The following is a 26600-nucleotide window of genomic DNA, read 5'->3' as shown; positions in this document are numbered from 1 at the left end:
ATGTCTGAGCTGGAAAACGAACTGGCCCAGGAACCGCCGATCTGGGCGGTGTTTGGTGACTTGATGACCGGCTTGGTCGGCGTGTTCGTACTGATGCTGGTATGGGCGCTGGGATTTCAATTGGAGCTGTCCCAAAGTCTCGAGCAGGAAACCCAGAAGCGAGAGCAGGCCGAACAGCGCCGGGCAGACCTCGAACAGGCACTGGCGGTTCCGCTGGCCGAAGGGCGGGTGACGCTGACCGACGGACGTATTGGTATCAGCGGCAATGTTCTATTCTCGCTGAACTCGGCGGAATTGCAGGAGGAGGGGCAGGAGCTGCTGCGCAATCTGCGTGGGCCACTGGAATTCTATCTGCGCGAGAACGGTTTGATGTTGATGGTCAGCGGGTTTACCGACGACCTGCCTATTCAGCAGGGCAATCTGCATTTCAGTGACAATTGGGAGCTTTCCGCTCAGCGTGCGTTGACCGTTACCCGGGCACTGATTGCCGAGGGCATGCCCGCCGAGCGAGTATTCGCGGCGGCCTTTGGCGCCCAGCAGCCGGTGGTGCCCAATGTGGATGGCGAGTCCCGCTCGCGCAATCGCCGTGTGGAAATGTCGCCGGTGCCGATGCTGGAAGCCTCCGCGCCGGTTGAGAGTGCACTGCCCGCCGATGACTGAGCACGCCCCAATCACTGCCGGGACGCACCGCTCAGAGCCAGATGTCGAGGCGCTGCAGCGCCGCTTCGACGACTTGCAAGGGACGGGTGCCGAGCGCATCAGCGCCACCGCCTGGGCGCATATTGTGGCCTTGCATCGGCGCTGGTTGTCGGCGTCGGAACCGCGCCGCAACCGTTTGTTCAATCGACTGAGTACGGCGCTGGAGGCTTTTGTTGTCGAGCGCGACACCCTGCAGGCCCGGGTCGACGACTGCCTGTCGGCCTTGCCGCTGTTGTCGCCGGCGCAAAATGAGCATTGCGCGCAGCTGCGCGAACAGGGTGATTTGCACGGTGTGTTGCGCTATGCGGCGGCCTGTCGCCGGCGCTTTACTCACAGCCAATTAGTCGATGAATTGGCGGCCCTGCGCCGGGCGCTGGACGCCTCGCTGGATATTGAGGTGGTCGGCCTCAGTGAGGTAGATAAAATGCTGCGCGCCCAGCAGCAGGAAATTTTGTCGGCGCTGGCCACCGCTGAGCCGGAGTCGGCGTCCACCAGTCAGTCGCCGCAAACCTCGGGCGCGCCGCCATTAAAATCCATCAAGGTGTTGCGTCAGCGCAGTGAGCAGAACAGTGTCGAGCAGCGTGTTGACCAGGCCATTGAGCGCAGCCCTGAAAGCCCTGGGCCACTCAACCCGCAGATGCTGGCGATCAAGGCCTTGACCACGATGCGCGAGCTGTCACCGCAATATCTGCAGCGATACATGGCCTATCTGGATACCCTGTTTTGGCTTGATGACGTAGACACTGCGGCGAACCCGCCCAAGGGTGACAAGAAAAAGAATGCCGCAAAGGCCAGGAAAAAGCGCACGTGAACCATTGGTCTCGCGAGTATTTTTCTGTATACCTGTTGGCGGAAATTGATGGCGCGCCCCGCGTCAACTAATCCACTTTCATTACCCAGGTCGGAGACCCACTATGTCTACCATTGATTTGCTCAACTCCCTTATGACCAGCGCGGTACGGGGCTGGCGGGGTACGTCGTCCTTTTCCGCCAAGGCGACCGCGCCGGAGCAATTGTTAAAGCTCTACGACATGGAGGGCTGCCCCTACTGCCGTCTTGTAAGGGAAGTGCTGTGCGAACTGGATCTCGACGCGATGATATACCCCTGTCCGAAGGGCGGCATGCGTTTCCGTCCCGAGGCGCTCGACCAAGCGGGAATCAATCAGTTTCCCATATTGGTTGATCCGAATACCGGCGTGGTGATGCTGGAGTCTGCCGACATCGTGAATTACCTCTACGAGACCTACGGCAACACCCGCAAACGTGTACCGGCCCGTGGCCCAGTGCGCCAGTTCCAGGTGGCCACGTCGATGGCGGCCACCGCCACACGTTCAGTGCTCGGCGCCCGTGGGATTTACGCCAAGGCGTCATCGGCACCAGAGCAGCCTCTTGAGCTTTATAGCTTTGAAAGCAGCCCCTATTCACGACCCGTGCGCGAGCTGATGTGTGAGCTGGAGCTGCCGTATCATCTGCGCAATTTTGGCAAGTCCCGCTGGCAGGAAATGGGGCCACCCGGAGTGCGTCGTCGCTTCTTTCCCGACGCGCCGATTACCAGCCCGAATCGCCAGCGGATGTTTGAATTAACCGGCCGCTTTCAGGTGCCCTATTTGATCGACCCCAACACCGGGATGGATCTGTACGAGTCGACGGAAATTCTCCGCTACCTCAACGAAACCTACGGCGGCGAGTAATAATTGCTTGCACAGGTAAATTTGCATCCCGTATAGTCGGTTGTTCGTAACGTAAATGAATACATCGAAAAACTATGACATTTTTCTGTCCCGCCATGATCGTCGTCGCCAATCGCAGTGCAGCACTGCGTTGGGCGATGGGCTGTGCGGCGGGAAAATGATGTAGTCATCAATACCGATTTTTCCAAAGGCCGCAGCTCACCCTGCGGCCTTTTTCGTTTCAGGCACAGGGTGACCTCGGCAGTATGCAGGGGCAAGATAATGCTGGTAAGAATCAACTACGTGGCGGTCATTTTGATATGGGCCACGACACCCCTGGCGATCCAGTTGGGCGGTGACACCCTGGCACCGATCGCCGGTCTGACCCTGCGCCTGGTGGTGGCACTGATGGCGGGCAGTTTGTTGCTCACCCTGTGCGGCTACGCCGGTCTGTCATTTCGTCGCCACTGGAAAATCTATTTTGCGGCATCGATCAGCCTGTTCCCCAATATGGCGCTGGTATACCAGGCCGCGGAGTATTTGCCGTCGGGTTTGATTGCGCTGCTGTTTGGCTTAAGCCCCTTCACTACCGTGCTGTTGTCCGGGTTGATACTGGGTGAGAGCCTGCTTCAACCGCGGAAAATCATCGCCATACTGGTGGCGCTGGCAGGGCTGCTGTGTATTCTCTATGACGACATTGTGGTGACCGGCGACAGCTATCGCGGCATTGCCCTGATGCTGTTATCCAGCGTGCTGTTCTCCTCCAGCGCGCTGTGGGTTAAAAAACTCAATGCCACGCTGGCGGTTGAGCCGATGGAGCAAACGCTGGGGGCAATGGCCTTTGCCCTGCCGGGGCTGGTCGTCAGTTGGGTGTTGTTCTACGGGGTCGAGCCGATCGTATTCAGCCCGGTGTCACTGGGTTCATTGCTGTACCTGGCGCTGGTGGCTTCGCTGTTTGGCTTTTTTGCCTACTACCACATCCTGGCGAATATGAGCGTGTCGGCGGTGTCGGTGATTCCGTTGATCACCCCGGTGCTGGCAATGACCCTCGGGGTGCTGATTGCCGACGAAACGCTGACCGGCCCGATGGTTGCCGGTGCGATATTGATTCTGTTTGCACTGTTGGTACACAGCGGTGTGCGGCCGCAACGGATTCTGCCTGCGGGATTGCGGCGACTGTTTGGCTAAAGGGTGTCGCGCTGCGCAAAGCCGGGCTCTAACACTGGCTCGGTGAGGTGAGTTTCAATGTGCTCGACATGGGCATTTTCCGGCCCCTGCCAACAGCGCGCCAATAGCTCATCGACTTTGTCCTCAGGGCCACTGAACACCGCCTCAACGCTGCCGTCGCTGCGGTTTCTAACCCAGCCGTTGACGCCGAGTTTGCGGGCGGTCGTCGCCGTCCAACGTCGGTACCAAACGCCCTGTACGCGGCCGGTGATGCGCAGATGTAAGGATTTCACCAAGTGTGACCTCGCCATGTGGTGTAGGAATTTCAGGGTTGACACAATTGTCGCGCGAGTCTGCCCAGTGTGGCCAGCCCCAGCTCTACCTGGTCGCTCCAGGGGCAGGCGCAGGAAATCCGCATGAAGTTGCGATATTTTTCGCTAGCGGAAAACAGCGGGCCGGCGGCAATGCTGACCCCCTCTGCCAGCGCCAGCTGGGCGAGGGCCAGGCTGTCTACATTGGGCGGTAGTTCCACCCACAGCACAAAGCCGCCTTTGGGCAGGGTGATTCGAGTACCACTGGGAAGATGGTGGCACAGGCGCTCACGCATACGCATCACCGAGCGGTAAAGCTCGCCGCGCATGCGGTGAATATGCCGGTCGTAATCGCCGCTGGCCAGCAGCTGGCCGGCGGCAATTTGCGGCACTGTGGGCGAGGCGCAGCTGTGAATAAACTTTTGGTACTTTACCGCCTCAAGGTAGCGGCCGGGGCATAGCCAGCCCACTCGAAGGCCGGGGGACAGCGTCTTGGAAAAAGAGGAGCAGTAGAGGATGTTGCCGCTGACATCGTGACGCTTGATAGTGCCGGGACGGGAGCTGTCGAAGCTAAGGTCGCCGTAGATATCGTCTTCGATCAGGGGAATACCCGCCTTCTCCATCATTTGCGCGAGCTGCTGTTTGTGACTGTCGGGCATGACGCAGCCCAGCGGGTTGCTGAAGTTTGACACCACCACACAGACCTTGATCGGCCACTTCTCGATTGCCAGCTGCAAGGCGTCCAGCGAAATACCGCTGTCGGGATGGGTGGGAATTTCCAGTGCCTTCAGGCCCAGTGCGTCGATAATCTGCAACAAGCCATAAAAAGCGGGGGACTCCAGCGCGACAATATCCCCCGGTTGGCAAAGGGTGCGCAGTGCAAGCATCAGGGCTTCCTGGCCGCCGTTGGTGACAACAATTTCCTCGGCGCTTACTCGGCAGTCCAATTGCTGAAGTCGGGCAGCCAGTGGCTCGCGCAGGCCGCTGAAGCCAGGAGGAAATTCGTAGCCACCACGGGTGGTCAAGGGGTGTCGGGCGGCCGAGGCAAGGGCGCGTTGGATGGCCTTGAGAGGCAACAGGTCCGGGTCGGGTACGGCGGCGCCCAGGTGTAGCAAGCCGGGTTCGTGGCTGGCCTCGATAACCTGCATCACCCGTTGCTGGCCCGTTACCGGGGTAGGCCACTGACGGGGGCGCGACTGTTCCGGCTGCTGCAGTGACTCACTGAAACGGTGTTTGACGAAAAAGCCGGATCGCGGCCGTGCCTCGATAATATTTTCCCGTTCCAGGTAGCGATAGGCTGCCACCGCTGTGGCCAGGCTTACACCATAGGCTCGGCTGATGGGCCGCACGCCGGGCAGGCGTTCGCCGCTGCGCAGTTTGCCCGAGCCGATACCTTCGATCACTTGTTCTGCGATCTGCAGATAAAGGGGAGATTCGCTATTCACTGCCTGTGGGTTTTCCATCGCCAGCTGTGCACCATGACAGATTGAAAAGTATTTGATCTGTATCGTAACAAAATATTTAATCTGTATCTGTATTGGTTTTCTGCTTCCTTGCAAACTAGGGGTGTAAGGGGGCCCTATGAACAATCATGGAAGCATTTACTTTTACATTGTTGCCGCCATCGTCGGCGTTGCTGTTCTGCTTGCTATGCTATGGCTAGCGCCTGCTGTCGAGGGCTTGCCGAGCGACGGACAGCGCTACGGGGCAGTGTTCGACAAGACAAACACAACACGCCCGTGGTGGTGGAATATTCACTGAGAGAAGCAACTATGCGTTACACCATTGTCGATGCCTTTACCTCCAGCAAATTTGGCGGCAACCCCGCTGCGGTGTGCGTGCTGGAACAGAGTTATAACGACGAGCTACTGCAAGCCCTTGCGGCAGAGTTCAACCTTTCCGAAACCGCCTACCTCAGCAAACGGGCTGAGGGAGAGTGGGATCTGCGCTGGTTTACCCCATTGCGGGAGGTCAACCTGTGTGGTCATGCGACATTGGCCTCTGCACATGCACTGTGGAGCCAGGGCCTGGAAAACAGCGACAATATTCGCTTCCACAGCCGCAGTGGCTGTTTGTTGGTGAGCCGCAATGATGGGCGGATTTGTATGGACTTCCCCCGCACCAAGACGCTGGAGCAGCCGCATGTCAGTGAGGCAGTGAAAAACGCCGTGGCGGGTTTTGTCAGTGTCGCTGATGCGGGGGAGGACATCCTTGTTGAACTGCCAAATGCCGAGGCTGTGGCGGGCTTTGTCCCCGATTTTGCCGCCTTGGCAGCCATTCCTGTGCGCGGTGTGATCATTACCGCGGCGGGTGACGACTGCGATATTGTGTCGCGATTTTTCGCCCCTCGCTTTGGCATCAATGAAGATCCGGTAACAGGCTCTGCTCACTGTGCTTTGGCCGACTACTGGGCGCGACGTCTGGGTAAAGCAGAGTTTTCCGCGCGCCAGCTCTCGCCCAGAGGCGGCGAGCTGTCGGTGGCCCTGCGCGATCAGCGCGTGTTACTGTTCGGGCAGGCGGTGACCACTATGGCGGGTGAGGTTCTGGCAATCCCGCACCGGTAGAGCCGTCACCGGCGAACACCAGAAGGGGGCACTTTGCCCAGGGGGGCAGGCTATGGAAGACGTACTGTATTTCTGGTTTTCAGAGCTTTCACCCGGCCAGTGGTGGTCGGTGGATCAGGCCCTCGATGCGCAGATTGAGCAGCGCTTCGGCAAGACCCTGTGCCAAGCCGCCGCCGGGGAGTTTTATAGCTGGCGGTCGAGTGCTGCGGGGCGTTTGGCGGAAATCATTGTGCTGGACCAGTTTTCCCGCAATATTTATCGCAACACCCCGCGAGCTTTTGCCCAGGACGGTATGGCGCTCGCGCTGGCACAGGAGGCGGTCGCGCAGGGCTGCCATCTGACCCTTGAACCCACCCGTTGCAGCTTTATGCTGATGCCCTATATGCACAGTGAGTCAGCGGCGGTACATATCTGTGCCGAGGCGCTGTTTCGAGAGCACGCGCCCGGTGATAATTATCAATTCGAGTTGCGGCACAAACACATCATTGATCGCTTCGGTCGTTACCCCCATCGCAATGCCATACTGGGGCGCGAATCCACGGCGGCGGAGCTGGAATTTTTGCAGCAGCCGGGGTCGAGTTTCTGACCCAGACCGTCTCTTGGCGCAATTCTTGTTTATTCCTGTGTATAGATTTCACTTGCCGGAGCCGGGCATCTTTGCCATCTTCAGGAAACCTCAGGCACTTTCCGTGTCTATACCCAACATTCAAGTCAAGCAGGTACACCTTTGGGGAGCACCATGCCACGCTTTATAAAAATTCTGACCCTCTCTCTTGCCGGTGTCGTCGGTGTTGTTGCACTGGCCTTTGCCGCGCTGGTTTTTATTATCGACCCGAATATCTTTCGCGACGATATCGAGCGCCTGGCGGAGGCACAGGGGGTGAACCTGGCCCTTGAGGGCGACCTGTCCTGGCAGTTGTTCCCCGATATTCAACTGGTGACCGGGGCGGCCAGTCTGAACCTCCACGACAGTGAACAGAGCACCTTTATGCACCTGGATGCGGCGCGCCTGTCGGTGGCGCTGATGCCGCTGCTGCGCAAGGAAGTCATTGTTCAGGGTATTGGCCTCGATGGCGTAGTGCTGAACCTGAGTGTCGACCAGGAGGGCGTAGGCAATTGGACAAAGATTGTTGATGCGGAGAAAAATGCGGCCCCTAAGGACGCCCCTGCTGAGCCGGAACAGGGCGGGGAAGATGTTAAGCCCCTGCAGTTGGCAATAGCATCGCTGCGTCTTAACGGTGCAGAAATTCATTATCGCGATGCCGCTACCGGTCAGGACGTAGTGTTGCGCAATGTGAACCTGCGGGGGGATAACGTCCAGCTGAGTGGCCAGCCTATTCCTGTTGCCCTCGATGCGGGCTTTGCAATGGAGGGTAACGGGCAGCAGCTCTCCGGCGAGCTGGGCCTAGCCGCGCAGATAGGGCTCAACGAGGCGTTGAATCATTTTTCCTTTAACGATGTAAAGCTGGATGTCGCGGTAAAACAGCGCAGTGAGCAGGCAAGCCTTGATGCCACCATCGCGGTGATCGCCGCCGCCGAGGTCGATACCGCAGAGACGCTGCAGTGGTCGCTGGGGAAGCTGGAACTGAAGGACGGCCAGCTGAGTTACGCCGATAAAGCGGGAATGCGCGCTGAAGTGTCGTCGCTGACCCTCAGCGGTGGTGTCAGCCCCGGAGGCGAGGCCGCGCCAATCTCGCTGCGTGGCGATTTGCTCTATAAAGCGCCGGATCAGCAGGAATTGAAAGGGCGGATGGCCCTCGATACCACCTTGCAACTCGGTGCCAGCTTTGACACCGTGGCGGCCAAGGGCACTCGCCTGGTGGCCTCGCTAAACGGTCAGGATGTGACCCTGAGTGGCGATGTTGCCGCGCAACTTGCGCCATTGGCGTATGAGGGGGCTGTGGCGGTCACGCCCTTTGATCTGCGCAAGATGGCGCAGGCACTGTCATTAACGTTACCGGAAATGGCCGGGCCGGGCACCCTTTCTATTGTGGGTCTGGAGGCGACAATTAAGGGGAATGACCAGAAACTGTCGGTGCCGTCGCTGCGGGGTAAGTTGGACAACAGCACCTTCACCGGTAAAGCCGAACTGGATTTCTCCGGGAAAACCGCCCACACCCTGGAATTGGCTATTGATCGTCTCAATGCCGATCACTACCTGCCGCCGGTGGAACAGACCAGTGCCCAGAGCACAGCACCCGCTGCGCCGGTGGAACCAGCAGCAGATGAACTGCCCATCCCCAGGGAGTTACTCAACACGCTCAATGCCGATGCAAAGCTCACCATCGGCGAACTGGTGATTAAAAAAATGCCGATGAAAAACCTGCTGTTGCAGGCGTCGGCCAAACAGGGTTTGACCAGTATCGCGCCGTTGAAGGCGCAGCTTTACGACGGCAACTTTGTGCTGGACGCACAGCTGGACAGCCGAGGCGAAGCCGCCAAGATGTCGGCCAAGGCCCTGGCGAAGCAAATTCCCATTGGCCGCATTCTTGAAGACGTCGCAGACAATCGCCAGCTGGCAGGCCTGAGCGATGTTGACCTGCAACTGAAAACATCGGGCGCAACGGTATCGGCGGTGAAAAAAAACCTCAACGGTCTGATCGAACTGAATGCCCAGCAATTGCGACTGAACAATATGAACATCGAGCGCGCCTTCTGCCAGCTGGTGATGCGTTTGCAGCAAGAGACCTTCAACCCCGCTGACTGGCCCGCCTTTAGTGAACTGCGGGACACCAAAACCCGTATCACCATTACCGATGGTCTGGCCCGTATACAGCAACTGAATTCCGGGGTGAGCAAACTCGCCCTGACCGGAGAAGGCAAGGTCGATCTAACCCAGGAGAGTTTTGACGTGGTGCTGGGGGCGACCCTCAAACAGGCCGATCAGCAGGGTGTGGGCTGCGCCATACGCAATGAAAAGCTCCTCGACCGAGAGATTCCCATTCGCTGCAAGGCCGACTTTAACGGCGTGTCGGCCACAAGCTGCCTGCCCGACTTTCGAGTGATCGAGGATATTGCCAAAGACAAGGCCAAGGCCAAGGTGCAGGAAAAGGCCCGGGAAGCGATCGACAAAAAAATCGGCGGTGAAAACAGCGAAGCGGCGAAGGAATTGTTTAACAAGTTCTTCAAAAAATAGGCGCTTGCCTGGCGCCTATTCGCCGGTAAATTGTTCGCTCCGTTGTTGAAATATTCAATGCCCATGCTCCTCTTGAATGGCCCTGGGGTCGTAGCCTGCTGCCAGTTAGCAGCTTGTTCAGTATACGCGTGTGCGCAAACTCTGGGGGAAGGTCTACAGCTAGCCACCTTAAAACTGCTCTACTGCCTGCCCGCTTAAATCGCAAGGATGTATTTTTTCCTGAAATACAATAAAGTAACGGATTCAGTACAGGTACGTACTTACAGTACGGCGGCGATAGATAGTGCTGCACCAACATATACTCGCGGATTGACTCAAGGAATGGGGATGCTGACGACGACATTTCGATACTCCCTTACCGAAATTGCCGAATGCGGTGTATTTAAACAGTGTTTTATGTTCGCTGTGTTTGCACGGTGCGCCCTGAAAAAATGCCTGGCCCGTAGGGTAAGTGAAAAATAATATTAATTTTTTCATGGGCTTGGCTGGTTTTTTCTGGGCCAGCCTAAGATATTACACGGGCCGCCCGCTAAGAATTCTCATCAGGTCGCAGGCCTTGTTAATTAACAGGCTGTCATGCGAATCCCACGATTCGGAATCTAGTGGATTTGTGAGTTCAATTGGTGAGCACAATGTCTGACCGGAAACAAACTGACTGGTCGAGTTTTTTTGGGAACAAGAATCCAAAAGATTCTGGTTCATTACTTGTTCAATGTGAAAAATATGGAGTTCCCACTTGTATTGACGATCCCACGGAAACTAAGGAAGGGGACTATTCAAAGCTGCGCGGTGTTGCATCGGATGCGGAGCTTTATCGGCGCTTGGAAATGTACCGTAGCTCTCGGAGGTCACTAATCTCATTATCCATCTCCTTTGGATCGCTATGTGTGTCCGTTGTCGCTCTGATACTTTCCATAATTAAATAGAGCTTTTCTGGAGGCTGAGCATGAAGTTTTTTATTCACCTAATAATGGCGCTTATGGTCTATGGTTGCGCCTCCACGAGTGATGTGGTTCCCGCAGGAAAAGATACATACATGATAGCAGGGCAAGGAGGTGAGTTTGACTACTCTGGGAGTAAGATCAAGGCAGGGCTCTATCAGTCGGCTAACCAGTACTGCGTGTCTATAGGAAAGCAGTTTATGCCATTGCGTGATTCATATAGAGATAAGGGCTCGTCGATGGCAAGCGCTGAATTACATTTTCGGTGTTTAAAAGAGGACGATCCGGAATTAAAAAGGCCAAATATGGAGTCTGTTCCGGATATAAAGATTTCTCGGTAGTCTGAGGGTTGTCAGATATCAGTGCGCATATCAAGGCCATGCGACGCGGCGACGGCTTAGGCGAAATCATTCTCGAGGAGAATTATGGTGTTTATAGACGAGATAAAGCACGCACTCCAAGATGGTCTTGGGCGAGCTGAAGCAGGAAAGTATGATTTAATTGATTGGCCAGAAAGGTCACAAACAGTTCTGGCATATTCCAGCGAGAACAAAGAAGTCTTGATGCTTTTGTTGGCTGGAAAAGACGGCAAAGCGTTAAGTGGCGATGAATACCTTGAAGTTGCAAAATCTATAAATAGAAAGTTGGGTGCTTTTGTATCCCCGAATCAAAGGGTCGGGTCATTGTGTCTTTGGGGAGGTAAAACACAGGGCCCAGTTCACGTGTATAAATTCAAGGTTCACAACCCACCAGGCTTCGCCTAAAAATGTAAGGCAGGCGACCATTTTTCGTTGTGCTTTGCTCCACTCAAATGGACGCCTGCTGGCGGTATTAGCGATTTTGAGAATTTTATGGAAGACGATTTAAAATCTGTATTTGACCGAGCGAAAAGAGAGCTTACTCATCTGCACTATCGTTGGATAATGTATGTGGAGCTTTTTGGGACGAATTCACACCGAATTCAAATTATTAACAAAACAGCTTCTAACTTGCTGGTTGAATTTCAAAGCCTTGTAATAGACAGCATGATTCTAGGATTAAGTAAGTTTACTGATCCGTCCAGAATGAAAGGAAATTCCAATCTATCTTTCTCTTATCTCATTGAAGAAATTGAACGGAGTGGCAGGGAAGAAATAGTCCAGAAGCTAAAGGAACTGCTAGAAGAGCTTCAGGGGAGAGCAGGAACATTCCGACATATCCGAAATAAACGAATTGCACACAATGATTTGGCTGTTGCTATTGGCAGCGAAAATTCTCCACTGCCAGGTGTGTCTCGGGCTGACGTGAATGCAGCGCTTAAAGCTGCTGGTGATTTTCTAAATCACATTGAGTTAGAATATTTCAAGAGTACCACAGCTTATTCAATGACCGTTTTACCTCTTAACAATAACGGAAGGTCTCTGGTTATTCGTCTTCAAAAGTCACTAGCTTACGAAATGCTTGTAGAGGATGGGCTAATTGACTCTAATCAATGGCGAGAGCTCGGCAATATTGATGAAAGGAATGCATAACAAAACGGGAAGTCCGGCAGCTGACTTCCCGGGAGTTAGTACCACAGCTCTGATGAAATTCTCCAATCTGAAGAATGTTCGATGTTCTGCGTAGTCGAGCTGACACTCGAACAGCCCGGCTCACCCGGGGAAACAGGGGGCGGTTACGCCCCCTTTCTGGTCTAGAAGCTCATCGATACTTCAACACCGTAACTACGCGGTTCTCCGGCAATATACTCGTCAAAGCCAAAGCTCGCCTGCAGGTTAAGGGCGTACACATGGTACTCCTCGTCCAGCAGGTTTTTGCCCCACATTGAAACGCTGTAGCTGCCGTCGTTGGCGTACCAGGAGAGGCGTCCGTTATATAGCCAGTAGGCGTCCTGGCGAATTTCGCCGTAGCCATTCTGGTTGTTGTAGGCGCTGTACCACTGGTCGTCCTGGAAGCTGGCGTTTACGTTGGCGCTCAAGTAGCCGTGGTCGGTCACCAGCAGGTCGTAATCGACGGAGTAGCTCAGGTTGAGTTTTGGCGCTGAAATCAATTCATTGCCGGACAGGTCGACCTGGTCGTCGGGGTCGTTGAGGGTTTCGGTGTTGGCCAGGCTCAGCTCTGAGTATTCCGTGTCGAGGTAACCCAGGGTGGTTTGCACGGTCAGGCGCTCGGTGAGGCGCGCCCAAAGTTCGGCCTCGAAACCGAGAATACTGGAGGCGCCGGCATTTTCGAGGAAGTTGGAGATGCCGACTACGTTGATAAACTGCTGGTCGGTATAGTCGTAGGAAAACGCCGCCATATTCAGTCGCACGCTGTTTTCAAACAGGTCGGCTTTCAGGCCGATTTCCAGGGCGTCGATATACTCCGGTGCCGCGTAGGCGGTTTCCACCGGGCGCTCAACGTAGTAAACCCCGCCATTATAGCTGCCGGCGCGATAGCCGCGACTGGCGCTGGTGTAGACCATCCACTCGTCGTTAAAGCGGTAGTCGAGGCCGACTTTGCCGGTGACTTCGCTTTCCACCACGTCCAGCTCAGGGGCGGAATCCAGGGTGAAGGGGCCGTGGGTGTAGCCCGCCGAGGTAAATGCCGAGAAGGCCTGGGGGTTGGCCACCAGTGCCAGCAGTGCATCGGGGGTGAGCGGTGTGCGCACCCAGCCATTGTCGACGCCGGTGTTGTTGCCGGGCACCCAGGTGCCGATGGGTTCGCCGTCGTCGCTGTAACGGGACAGGTTGAGGTAGGGCATGGTGTTGCGGTCTCGGGTGTAGCGCAGGCCGATATCCATGCCCAGGTTGGCGGTGAAGTCAAAGCGCATCTGGGTGTAGGCCGCCGCGCTCTCCTTCTCGGTGGTCATGCGCTGTACGACCTGGCCGACGACCAGCAAAAAGGGCGCGTCGCCAGCGGTGTCAGGCTTGGCCAGCAACACCCGCGGGTCCGGTGGATCGCGATAGATCAGGTAGGTGTTGTGCATATACAGTTCTTCAAAGCCGTAGTAGACACCGGCAATGATGTTGAACATGCCGTCGAAGGCCGAGGTGAAGCGCAGGTCCTGGCTGTAGCTTTGTGAATCTGACGACCAGATAATTTCCAGCAAGCCATTGGGGCCACCGTCGGTGTCCTGTTCCTGATAGTAATCGGCATTCAGGTAGGAGGTGACCGAGGTCAGGGTGTAGTTGTCGGCGTTATAGTTGACCGTGGCAACCGCGAGATCGGTTTTGGTAGTCAGCGCGCCGGAGGCATTGGCCTCCACCTGGTGAAAGCCAAGACTCTCCGGCCGCGAGTAGCCGGTGTAGTCGATAAAGCCGTTGCTGTCGCCCTCGGTGCCGGTGCCGCGTAGGTCGGTACGGGGCTCACCCTTGGGCGGTGTGCTGCTGCCATCGTTGGCGGCAGAGGTCAGTTTCAGCACCGCGTCCAAGCGGTCGTTAATCAGCCAGTTGAAGGCGATCCGCCCGCCGCGAAAGTCGGTTTCGGCGCCGTTGGCGTCTTTGCCGACAATATCCATCCAGCCATCACTTTTTTTCAGGCTACCGGCCACCCGCACTGCCAGGGTGTTGTCGATCAGTACCGATTCGGTGGCACCCTCAATGCTGTGGGAGTTGAAATTGCCAACGCCGGCTTTCAGGTAGCGCCGGCCTTCGCCGGCAATGTCCGGTGTACGGGTGATGATATTGATTGCACCGCCGGTGGTGTTTTTGCCGTACAGGGTGCCCTGGGGGCCACGCAGTACTTCCAGTCGGTCTACGTCGAAGAAGCTTGCGCCGTGGCTGTAGGTGGGGCCGAGATAGGCCTCGTCAACATAGACCCCGATGGGGCTGGCCTGGTTGGAGCTGTAGTCAGACATGCTGACACCGCGAATGGAGAAAATCGGCTGCACTTCCCCGTAAGCGCCGCTGACCTGCATATTCGGCACCTGGGCGCCGATGTCATTGGCGTTGTCAAAGCCCAGCTTGTCCAGCATGTCGCCGCCCAGGCCGGTTACCGCCACGGGAATGTCCTGGGTGCTTTCACTGCGCTTTTGGGCGGTCACCAGAACCTCCTCCAGCGCCGGAGCGGCATTCAGCGACAGTGGCAGGGTGCTGAGCAGGAGTGCATTAATGAGGGGAGAGAGACGAAAACGAGAGTGTTGCAAAGATCGTTGTGTCATGGGGTTCCCTATTTTCAGATGGGTGTGGCCAAGTGTCAGGGCCTGATCGAATCCAGAATTTAACCAGACAAGGTTAAGCGAAGCCGGGGCATATGTGGTTGGCCGATAGGCGCTATTGTGGTGTCGTTGTGGCCAATTTTATCAACCGCGTATGACACCGAAGGCGATGCGCTATAAGCCGTATTTTTGCTGCCTCTATTACGGTAGCGCATAGTGGTGTAGCTCCGTGGTGATGCAGCGCTAATTTATTAATATTGTTGGTTTTTATCGTATTCGCAGCGGGCTGCTTGGTACTTATATTGTCTCGTTTTGGTGCGCGTGTGGCGCAGTGTGTGGCAGCGGGAATGCGTCAATGCAGTGCCATGCGAGCCCGCTGTTGTCATTTTCCGCAGAAACAGGGCCTTTCAGACTTGCCACTTTGGTGCGTAATTATTTTGCTGCGCCGTCGATTCCGGGCGCGCTCCTTGCAATTCCCCCCCGGCCATAGCTTTACCGAATCTATTCCAAATCGCCCCGCCGTGGGGGCGCAACAACAAAATGGGTGAGCACCTATGAAACTCGATTTCGGCAAGTACCGGGGAATCATTGTGTCAGTCGCGCTATTTCTGCTGCTGGACGCCTCAGTACTGCTAATGAATTTTTATATCTCCTTTGAAATTTCCGAGGATGCGGTGGGGGTCAACCTCGCCGGGCGGCAGCGGATGCTGTCCCAGCGAATGATGAAATCGCTGCTGGATCTGGACGCCGCAGACTCCGTTGAGCAGCGACAGCTGGCGATGGCTGAGCTGAGCCAAACGGTGGCCCTGTTCGACAATACTCTGCGGGCTTTTGCCTCGGGTGGGGAAACCCTCAGTGCAGAGGGGCATGGGGTGATGCTAGGGGCGGTGAATTCGCCGGCGGGACGTCAGGCGCTGGAGGAAGCAAAAACCCTTTGGTTGCCCTTTCTTCAGCGACTGGACCCGCTTATTGACCGGCATTCGCTGGGCGGTGACGCCAGTTATGCTGCGCGTCTGCACAACGCGGTGGCCTATGGGCGAGCGAATAATTTAACGCTGTTGCGACTGATGAATGCGCTGACGGTCGACCTTGAAAACGTCGCTGCTTCCAAGGCCAAGCGCCTGCGTCTGATTCAAACGGTGGGTATCAGCCTCGCCGTGCTTAACTTCTTTATCATCATGTTCCACTTTTTGCGGCAATTGCGTGAGAGTGACAGCAAGATAGAGTTGGCCCGCCAGGAAACACGGGAAATTCTCGACACGGTGAATGAGGGGCTGTTCCTGCTCGACCGCGACCAGCATATCGGCAGCCAGTACTCCCACGCCTTGCTGAATATCCTTGGGCAGCGGGAGTTGGAGGGGGTGGCCTTTGCCGAGTTGCTGGATGGCATCGTCTCTGACCGGGACCGCAACACTGCTGCCGGCTTCATCAAGCTGCTGTTTGATCCCCGTAAAAAGCAGAAGCTGATCGGCGATCTGAATCCGCTGCGGCAGGTTGAAGTGCATATTCCCCAGCCAGATGGCAGCTTTGCCAATAAGCACCTGAGCTTTGGTTTTTCCCGAGTGGTGATCGACGGTGAGATCGTCCATGTTCTGGTGACCGTGCAGGATATCTCCCGGCAGATCAAACTGGCCGACGAGCTTGAGGCCGCCAAGGTGCAGGGGGAGGAGCAGCTGGAATTGCTGTCGACCATACTGCAGAGCAACGGTGATCTGCTGCGTCATTTCCTCAGCAACAGCTTTGCAAGTTTCCAGAAAATAAATGGCCTGCTGAAACAGCCGGCGAAAACCCATCAGCAGTACATCGACAAGGCGAATCAGATCTTCGCGCTGATTCATAACTACAAGGGCGAGGCAGCGGCGCTGGAATTGCACCGCTTTGCACGCCAGGCCCATCAGTTTGAGGAACTGCTGGACGGGCTGCGGCGCAGTGCGGAGCTATCCGGCAATGACTTCCTTGGCCTGGTGGTTCATTTGAACAAGCTGATTGCCCAGACCGAGACGATTCAGGGGCTGGTGGAAAAGCTGGGTACTCTAGGCCTCAGTGGGACGAGTCAGGTTGCTTCCTCCAGCGCGACATACGCCTACCCGCACTGGTCTCTGTTCGCTGAACAAGTCGCCGAGCGTCAGGGCAAGGAAGTCGAGTTGCTGTGCAGCGGATTTAACGATGTGCCGCTGCCGAAAACCATGGAAGCGGCGCTGAATACCCTCACGGTGCAGTTAATTCGCAACGCCATCAGTCACGGTATTGAAACGCCGGAGCAGCGCAGGCTTGCTCAAAAGCCGCCACGTGGCGAAGTCGATGTGCGCCTGCTTGCCAGGGCCGATGGCAGCATTCAACTCAGTGTGGAAGACGACGGCGACGGTATCGACCGGCAGGCGGTGATCGACACCGCGGTTGACCGTGGCCTGATTGACGGTGCGGCGGCGGAAAGCCTCGACAGCAAGGCGATTATGAACCTGATATTCCATCCCCAACTGTCTACCCGCAGCGAGGTCGATGAAGACGCCGGACGGGGAGTGGGCATGCACGCCATTCGTGAAGTGGTAAGGGAGCTGGGCGGGCGAGTCACCATTCAGTCGCGCCGCGGCCGTGGCACGCGCTTTCAACTGTTTTTTCCAGCGGAGATCAACGCTGTGAAATCTGCCGCCTGAGGACGCTATGTTAAAAATGATGATTGTGGATGATTCGAACATCATCCGTTCAAAAATTTGTCGAGCCCATGACAGTGAGCGCTTCGATGTGGTCGCCATTGCCTGCGATGGAGCCGAGGCCCTGCGAATGTTTCATGAATGCCGTCCCGATGTGGTGACCATGGACCTGACCATGCCCAATGTTGACGGCCTTGAATGTATTGCCAAGTTGGCGCGGATCGACCCGGAGGTGCTGATTCTGGTGGTGTCGGCCCTTTCGGATCAGGCCACGGGTATTGAGGCTTTGGAGAACGGTGCCAGTGGCTTTTTACTCAAGCCCTTTAGCGAAGAACAACTGCGCGAGGCGCTGGACGAACTGACGGAACATCTTTATGACTGAAGAAACCCTGCAAGTATTTATTGATGGCGTGAGTCGCTATTTCGAACACACCAAGGACAACGATCTGCGGGTGGGCACCCCCTATTTGGCCGACAACTGCGCGCCGGTGTCGATGGACTATACCGGTTTGATCGGCGTGTCGGGGTCCAATAAGGGCTGTGTGTATTTCACCGCGCCGAAGGCCATGCTCAGGCATCTGATTCTGAGTCTGGGAGAGCCTGATACCTCGGACGAAAATATGGTCGATCTGGTGGGGGAGGTGGCCAATACCATTTCCGGTAATGCCCGCCGTGAACTGGGCAAGAACTTTATGATTTCGGTACCTGTGGTGGTGTCAGGAGCGCCGGGGAAAATCCATTTACCAACGGAGTTACGCTCCTATGTGGTGCCGACCACCTGGCGCAGTTATAACGCGGCGGTGGTCATTTGCCTGCAACATTAGCCTGGGCGCGGCCCTGAGGAACGGCGACGACGGCGTGCAGCGGGCGGCTTTTGGCCGTCGCGATGCTCGCTGTGGGGGCGGCGTTGACCCTGGGGCTTGGCTCGGCGCGGACGGGCGCTGAGGTCAGAGGCGGGCAGTGGGTGCACCGGGGTATAGCCCTCGATATCGACCCGCTTCAACTCCTGCTTTATCAGTCGCTCAATAGCGACCAGCATGTCGAATTCGTCGGCGCTGACCAGTGAAACTGCCTGTCCTGCGGCACCTGCGCGGCCGGTGCGGCCGATGCGATGCACGTAGTCTTCGGGCACATTGGGCAGATCGACATTGACGACGTGGGGCAGTTGGCTGATGTCCAGGCCCCGGGCGGCGATGTCGGTGGCAACCAGTGCGCGAATTTCACCGCTCTTGAATTCCGCCAGCGCCTTGGTGCGCGCGTTCTGACTCTTGTTGCCGTGAATGGGCGCGGACTTGATGCCCCGCTCATCCAGAAAACGGCTGAGTTTGTTGGCGCCGTGTTTGGTGCGGGAGAACACCAGCACCTGCTGCCAGTCGTTGTCCTGAATCAGCTGCGCCAGCACCGCCGGTTTGCGGTTTTTATCCACCGGACAAATCCACTGCTCGACCCGTTCAGCGGTGCTGTTCGGTGCGGCTACGGAGACTTCGACAGGGTTGTTGACAATGCCCCGGGCGAGTTGGCGAATATCGTCGGAGAAGGTCGCGGAAAACATCAGGTTCTGCCGTTTTGGCGGTAACACCTTAAGAATCTTGCGAATATCGTGGATAAAGCCCATGTCGAGCATGCGGTCGGCTTCATCCAGCACCAGAATTTCCAGCTCGTTAAAACGCACGGCATTTTGCTGATACAGATCCAGCAAGCGGCCGGGGGTGGCAACCAGAATATCGACGCCACGGCGCAGCTTCATCATTTGCGGGTTGATCTTGACGCCGCCAAACACCACGGTGGAGCGCAGGGGTAAGTTCTTGCCGTATTTGCTGACGTTTTCGTCAATTTGCGCGGCGAGTTCCCGAGTCGGTGTAAGGATCAGTGCCCGAGCCTGATTGGGCGACGCGGGGCGGCCAGTGGACAGCAACTCAAGAATCGGCAGGGTAAAGCCAGCGGTTTTGCCGGTGCCGGTCTGGGCGGCGGCCATAACATCCCGTCCTTCGAGAACGGCGGGGATGGCTTTGGCTTGAATCGGCGAGGGTTCGGTGTAGCCGCTTTCGGTAACGGCGTCGAGGATAGGAGCAGAAAGCCCCAGTTCGTTAAACTGCATAGAAAATCTCAATAAGGGGTGCCGCTGCGGTGGCCCTGGTGGCACGGTATGATGTATTGCTGAAGGGATAGGGCTGCCCCGGTTTGCGGTTCCGCCAGTGGGGCGGTGCCGAAGTTTACGGCATATCTGTAATAATCACCAGATGAATGGTGATTTTTTGATCAATTTCCTTTGGGAATGGTGCCGGTGGGCGGCGTTCCCGCCAATGTCCGCGATGAAAAAATGACCGGAATGACGTAGAATCCGCCCTCCTAAATAGATCAGTGCGTTCACGCGGCCTTCGTCGCTGCTGACGTCGAGCCAGAAGACCCGATTCATGTCCGATTTTAATGTCCAGCAGGAAATCAACAAGCGCCGCACCTTCGCGATCATCTCCCACCCCGATGCCGGTAAGACCACCATTACCGAAAAGCTGATTCTGCTCGGCAAATTGATTCAGGTGGCGGGCACGGTCAAGGGCAAGAAAAATGACCGTGCGGCGACCTCTGACTGGATGTCGCTGGAAAAGGAGCGGGGGATTTCGGTGACCTCCTCGGTGATGCAGTTCCCCTACAACGATCGCATCGTCAATCTGCTGGATACACCGGGCCACGAGGATTTCTCTGAGGATACCTATCGCACCCTGACCGCGGTCGATTCGGCGCTGATGGTGATTGACGGCGCCAAGGGTGTCGAGGATCGCACCATCAAACTGATGAACGTCTGTCGGCTGCGGGACACGCCGATTTTGAGCTTCGTCAACAAAATGGACCGGGATATTCGCGACCCCATTGAACTGCTCGACGAAATCGAGGAGGTGTTGGGCATTGCGGCGGCGCCGATCAACTGGCCTATCGGCATGGGCCGGGACTTCAAGGGAGTTTACAACCTCTATACCGATACCATTCATGTGTTCAAGCCGGGCAAGGGCAGCGTTATCGCCGAGGACATTCGCATTGAAGGACTGGAATCCGACGAGGCCAAGGCCTTGCTGGACGATGAATACGCGGATTTCTGTGACGAGATTGAGCTGGTGCGGGGTGCCAGCCACCAGTTTGAATTGGAGCAATACCTGGCCGGGCAATTGAGCCCGGTGTTCTTCGGTACGGCGCTGTCCAACTTCGGTGTCAGGGAAATGCTCGACGGCTTTGTCGAGTGGGCCCCCGCCCCCCTTAACCGCGACACCGATGTGCGTACCGTTGACGCGCGGGAGGAAAGCTTCAGCGGCTTTATCTTTAAAATTCAGGCCAATATGGACCCCAAACACCGGGACCGTATCGCGTTTATGCGGGTGTGTTCGGGCACCTACCGCAAAGGTATGAAAATGCGCCATGTGCGCCTGGGCAAAGATGTCAAAATCGCCGATGCAGTGAGCTTCCTCGCCGGTGACCGCGAACTGGTTGAGGAGGCCGTGTCGGGGGACATTATCGGTCTGCACAACCACGGCACCATTCAGATTGGCGACACCTTTACTGAGGGCGAAGAGGTCAAGTTCACTGGCATACCTCACTTTGCGCCGGAGCTGTTTCGCCGCATTCGCCTGCGCGATCCATTGAAGTCCAAGCAGTTGCAAAAGGGTTTGCAGCAGTTGTCGGAGGAGGGGTCTACCCAGGTATTTATGCCCGAGCGTAACAGCGACCTGATTGTTGGCGCGGTCGGTGTGTTGCAGTTCGACGTGGTGGCCTATCGTCTCAAGGACGAATACAAGGTTGAGGCGATCTACGAGCCTATCAACGTGTATACCGCGCGTTGGGTGGACAGCGACGATGACAAGGCCTTTGCCGAATTCAAGCGCAAATGCGCTGATAATCTGGCGATTGATGGCGGCGGCCACCTTTGCTATCTCGCGCCCACTCGGGTCAATCTGTCCCTTACCGAGGAGCGCCACCCCAAGGTGAATTTCCACGCGACTCGAGAGCATTAAAGGGCTTGGGCAGAAAACGCATTTGTGACGAAATGATGGCGAAGACCACGCAAGTATAGAAAAGTTGCAGTGAAAATTACCCCATTGTGTGGCTTGTGCAGCTGACTCCCGGCATTAGAATGGTGAGACATAAATCAAGCAAGGGGAGATGACGATGACTTTTAAACACGGTGTTTTTGCTCTGGTACTGGCCGTTGGCAGCAGCGCGGTATTGGCCGCCGGTGGTCTGGGTGGCAGCCTGGGTCTGAGCGGCAGTGGCTCCACTGACGGCGGCTCAATGGAAGGCAGCGCAGAAGCCAATGCGGATCTGGGTCTCGATGCTACCCTGGACAAGGCCAAAAAGAAGAAAGACGACATGAAGGCCGAGGCTGAGGCGAAGAAAGACGCTGCCAAGGCTGAAGCGGCAGAACGTAAAGCAGCGGCCAAGGCTGAAGCGGCAGAGCGTAAAGCAGCGGCGGATGCCAAGCGCGAGGAAGAGCGCAAAGCGGCTGAAGCCCGTAAAGCCGAGCGCAAAGCCAAGGCTGAAGCCGATGCCCAGGCCCGCGCTGAAGCCAAGGCCAAAGCCAAGGCAGACATGCAGGCACGTAAGGAAGCACTGCGCGAAGCGACCAACGTTAAGGTTAACGCCAGCGCCAATGTTGAGGCCGGTGCAGACGCCAAGGCAAAATAAGTTGTACTGCGATTCCGCCACGGCGGAGAAACGGGAGCTTCGGCTCCCGTTTTTGTTTGTATGCTATGGTTTACGAGCCCCTACTGTTTTGCCTGGCCAGCGAACTCGAACACAGAACTTGATCGCAGAGTGGGCATTCCCGACAATAGCCTGCTTTACCTCCTAGCCACGCAGGCCAGCTGTGACCAAATCCACTCCGCCGCAAACACTCAGACTGGATCGCTTTCTCGCCACGGTCACCGACTATTCCCGCAGTGAAGCCAAACGGCTGATAAAGGCCGGGGAAATCACCCTTGATGGTGCGGTGCTCAGCGACCCGCGACAGCCGATCGCCGCCGATGCCGATGTACGCCTGCGCGGACACAGCCTGCGCGCCGCTGCGCCCCGCTATTTTATGCTGCACAAGCCCCGTGACTATGTTTGCGCCGCGCGGGATCGGCGGCATTTAACTGTGCTGGACCTGCTTGATGAGGACAATCCTGAGCGTCTGCATGTCGCCGGCAGGCTGGATATCGACACGACGGGACTGGTGTTGTTGACCGACGACGGTAATTGGTCCCACGCGATTACGTCGCCGAAACGCGCCTGCTGGAAACGCTATTGGCTGCGCACGGCTGAACCGATACCCGCGAACACCGTTGATAAATTCAGCAAGGGGGTGTTCCTGAAGGACGATAAGGCGCGTACCCTGCCTGCCCGGCTGGTGCTTATCGATGACTGCGAAGCGCGGCTGGAAATCTGCGAGGGGCGATATCATCAGGTAAAGCGTATGTTTGCCGCCCTGGGCAATGCGGTGATTGCGCTGCATCGCGAGGCCATCGGGCATATTGAACTTGATGACATGCTGGAGGAAGGTGACTACCGCAGCCTCAGCGAGCAGGAAATTAACAGTGTCTGGAGCGAAGACCATGAGTGATAGTGCGCTGAGCGCCCTCTACAGCAAAATGCAAAACAGCACTGGCCCTCTGTGGTGGTTTGCCGACGAGCAAGTGAGCGACGAGATACCGTCGCGGCGGGAGGATTGTTGGGTGTTCAGCAACCGCTGCGACACAGCGGCGGGACTCACTGCCGCCGGTTTTAATGTAGCGCTGGGAGACTTTGATATTGACGCCGCCAGTGCCGCTACCCCGGCCACCATTTGCTACCGGGTGTCAAAGGAAAAACCGCTGGTTCATTTTTTGATTAACGAGGCCGCGCGGCGACTGCCGATTGGCGGTGTGTTGTTGCTCAGTGGGTTTAAAAATGACGGCTTGAAAACCTATGGGGACAAGGCGGCGAAAATGCTGTCTACCGCGAGCAATGTGCGCAAGATGTCGGGTAACGCTTATGTGGCAGAGCTGGTAAAACAGGCCGAGCCGGAGCACTTCCTGCCCGACAGTGACTACCGCGAACTGCGGCAGATTGCCACCGAACCGCTGCTGTTCAGCAAGCCGGGAATCTACGGCTGGCAAAAGCAGGACCGCGGCAGCGCTCTGTTAATCGACAGCCTGGGCAGCTTTCTCGACGGATTTACGCAACGGCCGCGCAGCCTGGCGGATCTGGGCTGTGGCTATGGTTATCTGCCGGTGATGGCCAGTGCGCAACTGCCGGACAGCCGCTGGTTGTTGACCGATAACAATGCGACGGCCCTGTTGGCCTGTGCCAAAAATGTCGAGACACACGGCCTGTCCGCAGAGCTGCATTTGGCAGATTGTGCCGAAGGCGTCTCCGGGCCGGTGGATGCAGTGCTGTGCAATCCCCCATTTCATCAAGGCTTTGCCGTGGAGGGCAGTCTGACCGAGCGTTTCCTGGCGGCGACACACCGCCTGTTGCGCAATGACGGTCAGGCTCTGTTTGTGGTGAACCAGTTTATTCCTCTGCAGCGCAAGGCCGAGGGCCTGTTCAGCCACAGCGAAGTCATCGCTGATCGCGATGGCTTCAGGGTGATTCGGCTGCGCAAATAGCCCTGTCAGGGCGCTGGGTTGTTATCAGCGCCCGCGCTGTTGGCTTCATTGCCTGCTGCCTCGGTGGCCTGACCGTCGGCAGCCGGTTGTGGCGGGTTGAGGAGTTCTTCGGGAATTTCATCCGCCGCAGGAATTTCATCCAGTTCACCGTCACAGGCGCTGCCCGAGTAGAGTGCGCGTTTAATCAGCCCCTGGGCCAGAATCGACAAGCCGCCGGTGTACAGCGCCGCGCCGGTGGATAGCCCCGAGGTGAACATTCCCGCCGGGTCGGCTTCTACCTTGGGCTTGCTGAAGGAGCCCGCCAGTCGCACCAGGCCGGCGGCGGCACCGACGTTCACGCCAACACCGGTGCGGGCAATCGGAGTCACGCTGAACAGCAGTTCTTCGTCGCGGAAGTCGAGGCTGCCGGTGCCGATAATCTTGGTTTCCTTGGTCTCGACCGCAATCCCGTTCTTGGTATAAAAGCGACCATTTTCACCCTTGAAGTGAGTGGCCACACACTCCAGCTTGGTGGTGGTGCGCTTTTCCCGAAAAGGGTTGAGCTTGTCGATGGTGGCTGACAGCACGTCGCTGCCAATCAGGTTGAGGGCATTGCCCTTGGCGACGAGGTCCTTCACTTTCATATCAACTCTGCCGCTGGCCGAGGCCGCCAGCTGCCTGGGATTGCTGCCGTTTGCACGCAAATCGACACGGATTTTGCCGTGACCCTTCTTGATCCCGGCGGCCTTGTCCAGCCCCAGCTTGCCATAGTTGCTGCTGTCTATCTTGATGCTGGTGGCAATCTGTGGGGAGGTCTTGCTGGCGTCGATTTCCAGGTCGATATAGGCCTCACCCTCGGGTACCGAAATACGGGTGCTGGGCAATTTCAAATGGCCCTTGTTGAGGGTGGGCTGGAAGGTCGCCTTGGAAATCAGCAGGTGACCGGTGTCGATGCTGGTCAGGGTAATATTCAATTTTGCGTCGAGCTGCTTCATTGCATCGAAGGGAAGTGGCTCGTTGCTCAGTACCTTGCCATCGCCGGCAGGGGCCGGTGCCGGCTCCGTGTTGACCACCTCTCCGGCGGCCACATCGTTCATAAATGCCAGAGAAATCTTGCTCAGGGCGATGTCGCCATTGAGTTGCGCGGTGGCGCCGTCGTCGATAGCCGGGTTAAAGCGCAGGTCAAACTCGGCGCGCTGTTCACCGAGGCCCAGCTGCGCGTCGACGGTATATTCCTTCGATGAGGGGCTGTCGATGGTGGCGTCGATCTTCAGGGCGCCGGCCTCCTGCCAGGGCAGTAGTCCCAGTGCCCACAGGTCGGCGCTGCGCGGGGCGCTGGCGGTGAGTTTCAGGCTATTGTCGCTGGTGCCGTTCAGGTTCACTTTGCCGCTGGCGTTGACCTTGAGTTCGCTCTGGGTAATAGCCAGGTCGATATCGGCGTCAGCCCCCTGGGTTTGGACGGCGAGTGGGGTGATGACCAGCTTGCTAGTGAAATCGGGAATGTCGCGGCCACTGGCTTCCTCGCGGATGGTCGACGCCGCCGCTTCGAGGTGGATCGCCTTGTCGAGGCGAGTGTTCAGTTTCAGTCCGGAGATGTTCCAGCCCTGGGCCGACAGCTTGGCCACTGCCAGCTCGGCGTTGACGGTTTGTTTGCTGAGCCAGGTCCAGTCCATTTCAGCTTCATTGCTCGCCACCGGCTTGGCCGCTGCAGTGTTGGTTTGGGCGGTGCTGGTGTCGGTCTCTGCCGGGGGAGCGAACAGGGCGATAAGCGGGTCGAGGGCCAGAGATTGGCTGCTCAGCTTGGCATCAATTCGACTGGCGTCCGGCGAGAGTGTGACGCCACCGGTCAGTTGGTTTTCGCCAACGGCCAGAGTCAGCTCGCTGAATTCGTAGTTCGGGGTTATGGTCAGCTGGGTGGATGCCTTGATGGCGGGGAGGTCAGGCAGTTCCACCTGGGCGAGTGACGCCAGCCGGTCAACCCGGCGCAGGGCCAGCTCGGCGCGAAGGTCGCTGTCCTGCAGATTGGGATTGAGTACCAGACGCCCCTCGCTGCTGAGGTCGAGATCGCTGTGCTCCAGGGCAACACGGTAGTCCACGATGCCCTGGGCGGGGTCGAAAAGGTCGATTTTTCCGCGCAGGGCAAAGGCCTGCTCGCGGTAGCGAAGGCGCAGTTCCAGCTCGCCGTTGCCGTGCTCGAGACGTTCGCCACGCACTTCCGGAATAACAATTTGCAGATCTTCATTGTCCGGTGAACGGTAGCTTATGCTGATGTCCTGGAGAGTGATTTTGTTGAAACTGAAATCGCCGGGTAACTGGGGCAGGCCGCTTTCAGCGGGTGGCTCCTGCTCGTCGCTGCCCTGAAGTTTGCCAGTGAGCCAATTCAACTCGCCGTCGCGATTTTTTGCTACGCGGACATCGAGTCCACCACCGCTGAGTGACCAAAAAGGCTTTTCGCCAAAAGGCACTTCGCTGAGGGTCAGGGTCAGGTGCTCAAGACTGAGCAACTTGGGTTCCGGCCAGCTGGGGTTGGCCAGTTTGACGCCGCGAATTTCCAGTCGCACCGGCGATGTATGACTTTGTATGTCGGCGATGTGCAAGTCGAGACCGGCAAAACGCTGTGCGCCACTGGCGATTGCTCCCCGCAGTAAGTCCGGGCGAATCACCAGGGTTGTGGTGGCGGCCACTATCAACAGGAGTAACAGGCCAATAACAAGCAGGATCTTTTTTACCATTGGTCAGATCGAGTCCTAA

23 protein-coding genes are annotated in these 26600 nt (G+C 57.0%); 18 read left to right on the top strand and 5 right to left on the bottom strand.

What is annotated here, in order from left to right; translation table 11 throughout:
• From HCU74_RS16580 to HCU74_RS16565, 4 genes are all read left to right on the top strand, one after another.
• Positions 1 to 660: an OmpA family protein gene (locus HCU74_RS16580; protein WP_168451530.1), complete on the top strand. Its 660-nt coding sequence runs from the start codon at positions 1 to 3 to the stop codon at positions 658 to 660.
• On the top strand, positions 653 to 1510 hold the full coding sequence (locus HCU74_RS16575; RefSeq protein WP_168451529.1) for a DUF2894 domain-containing protein: 858 nt from the start codon (positions 653 to 655) through the stop codon (positions 1508 to 1510). The genes HCU74_RS16580 and HCU74_RS16575 overlap by 8 nt, the downstream gene beginning before the upstream one ends.
• 103 nt (positions 1511 to 1613) lie before the next feature.
• Positions 1614 to 2390, top strand: a complete 777-nt coding sequence (locus HCU74_RS16570; protein WP_168451528.1) for a glutathione S-transferase N-terminal domain-containing protein — start codon at positions 1614 to 1616, stop codon at positions 2388 to 2390.
• 261 nt (positions 2391 to 2651) lie between these two features.
• On the top strand, positions 2652 to 3557 hold the full coding sequence (locus tag HCU74_RS16565; protein ID WP_168451527.1) for a DMT family transporter: 906 nt from the start codon (positions 2652 to 2654) through the stop codon (positions 3555 to 3557).
• Here HCU74_RS16565 and HCU74_RS16560 read toward each other — a convergent pair.
• Complete coding sequence (locus tag HCU74_RS16560; protein WP_168451526.1) at positions 3554 to 3829, bottom strand: acylphosphatase; 276 nt, start codon at positions 3827 to 3829, stop codon at positions 3554 to 3556. The genes HCU74_RS16565 and HCU74_RS16560 overlap by 4 nt on opposite strands.
• Positions 3830 to 3861: 32 nt before the next feature.
• Positions 3862 to 5310, bottom strand: coding sequence for an aminotransferase-like domain-containing protein (locus tag HCU74_RS16555; protein ID WP_168451525.1), 1449 nt, complete (start codon positions 5308 to 5310; stop codon positions 3862 to 3864).
• Positions 5311 to 5428: 118 nt separating this feature from the next.
• On the opposite strand from HCU74_RS16555, the gene HCU74_RS16550 reads away from it, so the two are divergent.
• The 7 genes from HCU74_RS16550 to HCU74_RS16520 all read left to right on the top strand — a co-directional run bounded on the left by HCU74_RS16550 (position 5429) and on the right by HCU74_RS16520 (position 11999).
• The gene (locus HCU74_RS16550) at positions 5429 to 5608 is read left to right on the top strand and encodes a hypothetical protein (protein WP_168451524.1); all 180 of its coding nucleotides are present in this window, start codon (positions 5429 to 5431) and stop codon (positions 5606 to 5608) included.
• 11 nt (positions 5609 to 5619) lie between these two features.
• Positions 5620 to 6411 carry a PhzF family phenazine biosynthesis protein gene (locus HCU74_RS16545; protein ID WP_168451523.1) on the top strand — a complete coding sequence of 264 codons (792 nt, stop codon included), beginning with the start codon at positions 5620 to 5622 and terminating at the stop codon, positions 6409 to 6411.
• 52 nt (positions 6412 to 6463) lie between these two features.
• A complete protein-coding gene (locus HCU74_RS16540) occupies positions 6464 to 6997 on the top strand; it encodes a DUF924 family protein (RefSeq protein ID WP_168451522.1) in 534 nt (177 codons plus the stop codon).
• Positions 6998 to 7150: 153 nt separating this feature from the next.
• Positions 7151 to 9547 carry an AsmA family protein gene (locus tag HCU74_RS16535; protein WP_168451521.1) on the top strand — a complete coding sequence of 799 codons (2397 nt, stop codon included), beginning with the start codon at positions 7151 to 7153 and terminating at the stop codon, positions 9545 to 9547.
• A 946-nt stretch (positions 9548 to 10493) separates the two neighbouring features.
• Complete coding sequence (locus HCU74_RS16530; protein ID WP_168451520.1) at positions 10494 to 10829, top strand: hypothetical protein; 336 nt, start codon at positions 10494 to 10496, stop codon at positions 10827 to 10829.
• An 84-nt stretch (positions 10830 to 10913) separates the two neighbouring features.
• Positions 10914 to 11252 (top strand): hypothetical protein, encoded by a 339-nt coding sequence (locus HCU74_RS16525; RefSeq protein ID WP_168451519.1) that lies wholly within the window; start codon positions 10914 to 10916, stop codon positions 11250 to 11252.
• Between the two features lie 87 nt (positions 11253 to 11339).
• Positions 11340 to 11999 carry an AbiU2 domain-containing protein gene (locus HCU74_RS16520; RefSeq protein ID WP_168451518.1) on the top strand — a complete coding sequence of 220 codons (660 nt, stop codon included), beginning with the start codon at positions 11340 to 11342 and terminating at the stop codon, positions 11997 to 11999.
• 161 nt (positions 12000 to 12160) lie between these two features.
• Here HCU74_RS16520 and HCU74_RS16515 read toward each other — a convergent pair whose 3' ends face one another.
• The gene (locus HCU74_RS16515; RefSeq protein ID WP_168451517.1) at positions 12161 to 14608 is read right to left on the bottom strand and encodes a TonB-dependent receptor; all 2448 of its coding nucleotides are present in this window, start codon (positions 14606 to 14608) and stop codon (positions 12161 to 12163) included.
• Between the two features lie 551 nt (positions 14609 to 15159).
• On the opposite strand from HCU74_RS16515, the gene HCU74_RS16510 reads away from it, so the two are divergent.
• The 3 genes from HCU74_RS16510 to HCU74_RS16500 are packed head-to-tail and all read left to right on the top strand — an operon-like array spanning position 15160 to position 18080.
• Entirely contained in the window at positions 15160 to 17259 is a 2100-nt protein-coding gene (locus HCU74_RS16510; RefSeq protein ID WP_168451516.1) for an ATP-binding protein, read from the top strand.
• 7 nt (positions 17260 to 17266) lie between these two features.
• Positions 17267 to 17638: a response regulator gene (locus tag HCU74_RS16505; protein WP_168451515.1), complete on the top strand. Its 372-nt coding sequence runs from the start codon at positions 17267 to 17269 to the stop codon at positions 17636 to 17638.
• Positions 17631 to 18080: a chemotaxis protein CheX gene (locus tag HCU74_RS16500; protein ID WP_168451514.1), complete on the top strand. Its 450-nt coding sequence runs from the start codon at positions 17631 to 17633 to the stop codon at positions 18078 to 18080. The genes HCU74_RS16505 and HCU74_RS16500 overlap by 8 nt, the downstream gene beginning before the upstream one ends.
• On the opposite strand, the gene HCU74_RS16495 is transcribed toward HCU74_RS16500, so the two are convergent.
• On the bottom strand, positions 18077 to 19354 hold the full coding sequence (locus HCU74_RS16495) for a DEAD/DEAH box helicase (protein ID WP_168451513.1): 1278 nt from the start codon (positions 19352 to 19354) through the stop codon (positions 18077 to 18079). The genes HCU74_RS16500 and HCU74_RS16495 overlap by 4 nt on opposite strands.
• A 316-nt stretch (positions 19355 to 19670) precedes the next feature.
• On the opposite strand from HCU74_RS16495, the gene HCU74_RS16490 reads away from it, so the two are divergent.
• The 4 genes from HCU74_RS16490 to HCU74_RS16475 all read left to right on the top strand — a co-directional run bounded on the left by HCU74_RS16490 (position 19671) and on the right by HCU74_RS16475 (position 23870).
• Positions 19671 to 21257: a peptide chain release factor 3 gene (locus HCU74_RS16490; RefSeq protein ID WP_168451512.1), complete on the top strand. Its 1587-nt coding sequence runs from the start codon at positions 19671 to 19673 to the stop codon at positions 21255 to 21257.
• Positions 21258 to 21411: 154 nt separating this feature from the next.
• Positions 21412 to 21927, top strand: coding sequence for a hypothetical protein (locus HCU74_RS16485; RefSeq protein ID WP_168451511.1), 516 nt, complete (start codon positions 21412 to 21414; stop codon positions 21925 to 21927).
• Between the two features lie 181 nt (positions 21928 to 22108).
• Positions 22109 to 22843, top strand: a complete 735-nt coding sequence (locus HCU74_RS16480) for a pseudouridine synthase (protein ID WP_168451510.1) — start codon at positions 22109 to 22111, stop codon at positions 22841 to 22843.
• Positions 22836 to 23870 carry a class I SAM-dependent methyltransferase gene (locus tag HCU74_RS16475; protein ID WP_168451509.1) on the top strand — a complete coding sequence of 345 codons (1035 nt, stop codon included), beginning with the start codon at positions 22836 to 22838 and terminating at the stop codon, positions 23868 to 23870. Before HCU74_RS16480 ends, HCU74_RS16475 begins: the two co-directional genes overlap by 8 nt.
• A 5-nt stretch (positions 23871 to 23875) precedes the next feature.
• Here the strand turns inward: HCU74_RS16475 and HCU74_RS16470 are convergent, their stop codons facing one another.
• On the bottom strand, positions 23876 to 26581 hold the full coding sequence (locus HCU74_RS16470) for an AsmA family protein (protein WP_168451508.1): 2706 nt from the start codon (positions 26579 to 26581) through the stop codon (positions 23876 to 23878).
• Positions 26582 to 26600: the final 19 nt, after the last annotated feature.

It is taken from the genome of Spongiibacter thalassae, from assembly GCF_012272835.1.
In the GTDB taxonomy this organism is placed as follows: Bacteria; Pseudomonadota; Gammaproteobacteria; order Pseudomonadales; family Spongiibacteraceae; genus Spongiibacter; species Spongiibacter thalassae.
Note: the sequence above shows the minus strand (reverse complement) of the source record. Positions and strands in the feature narration are given on the sequence as shown.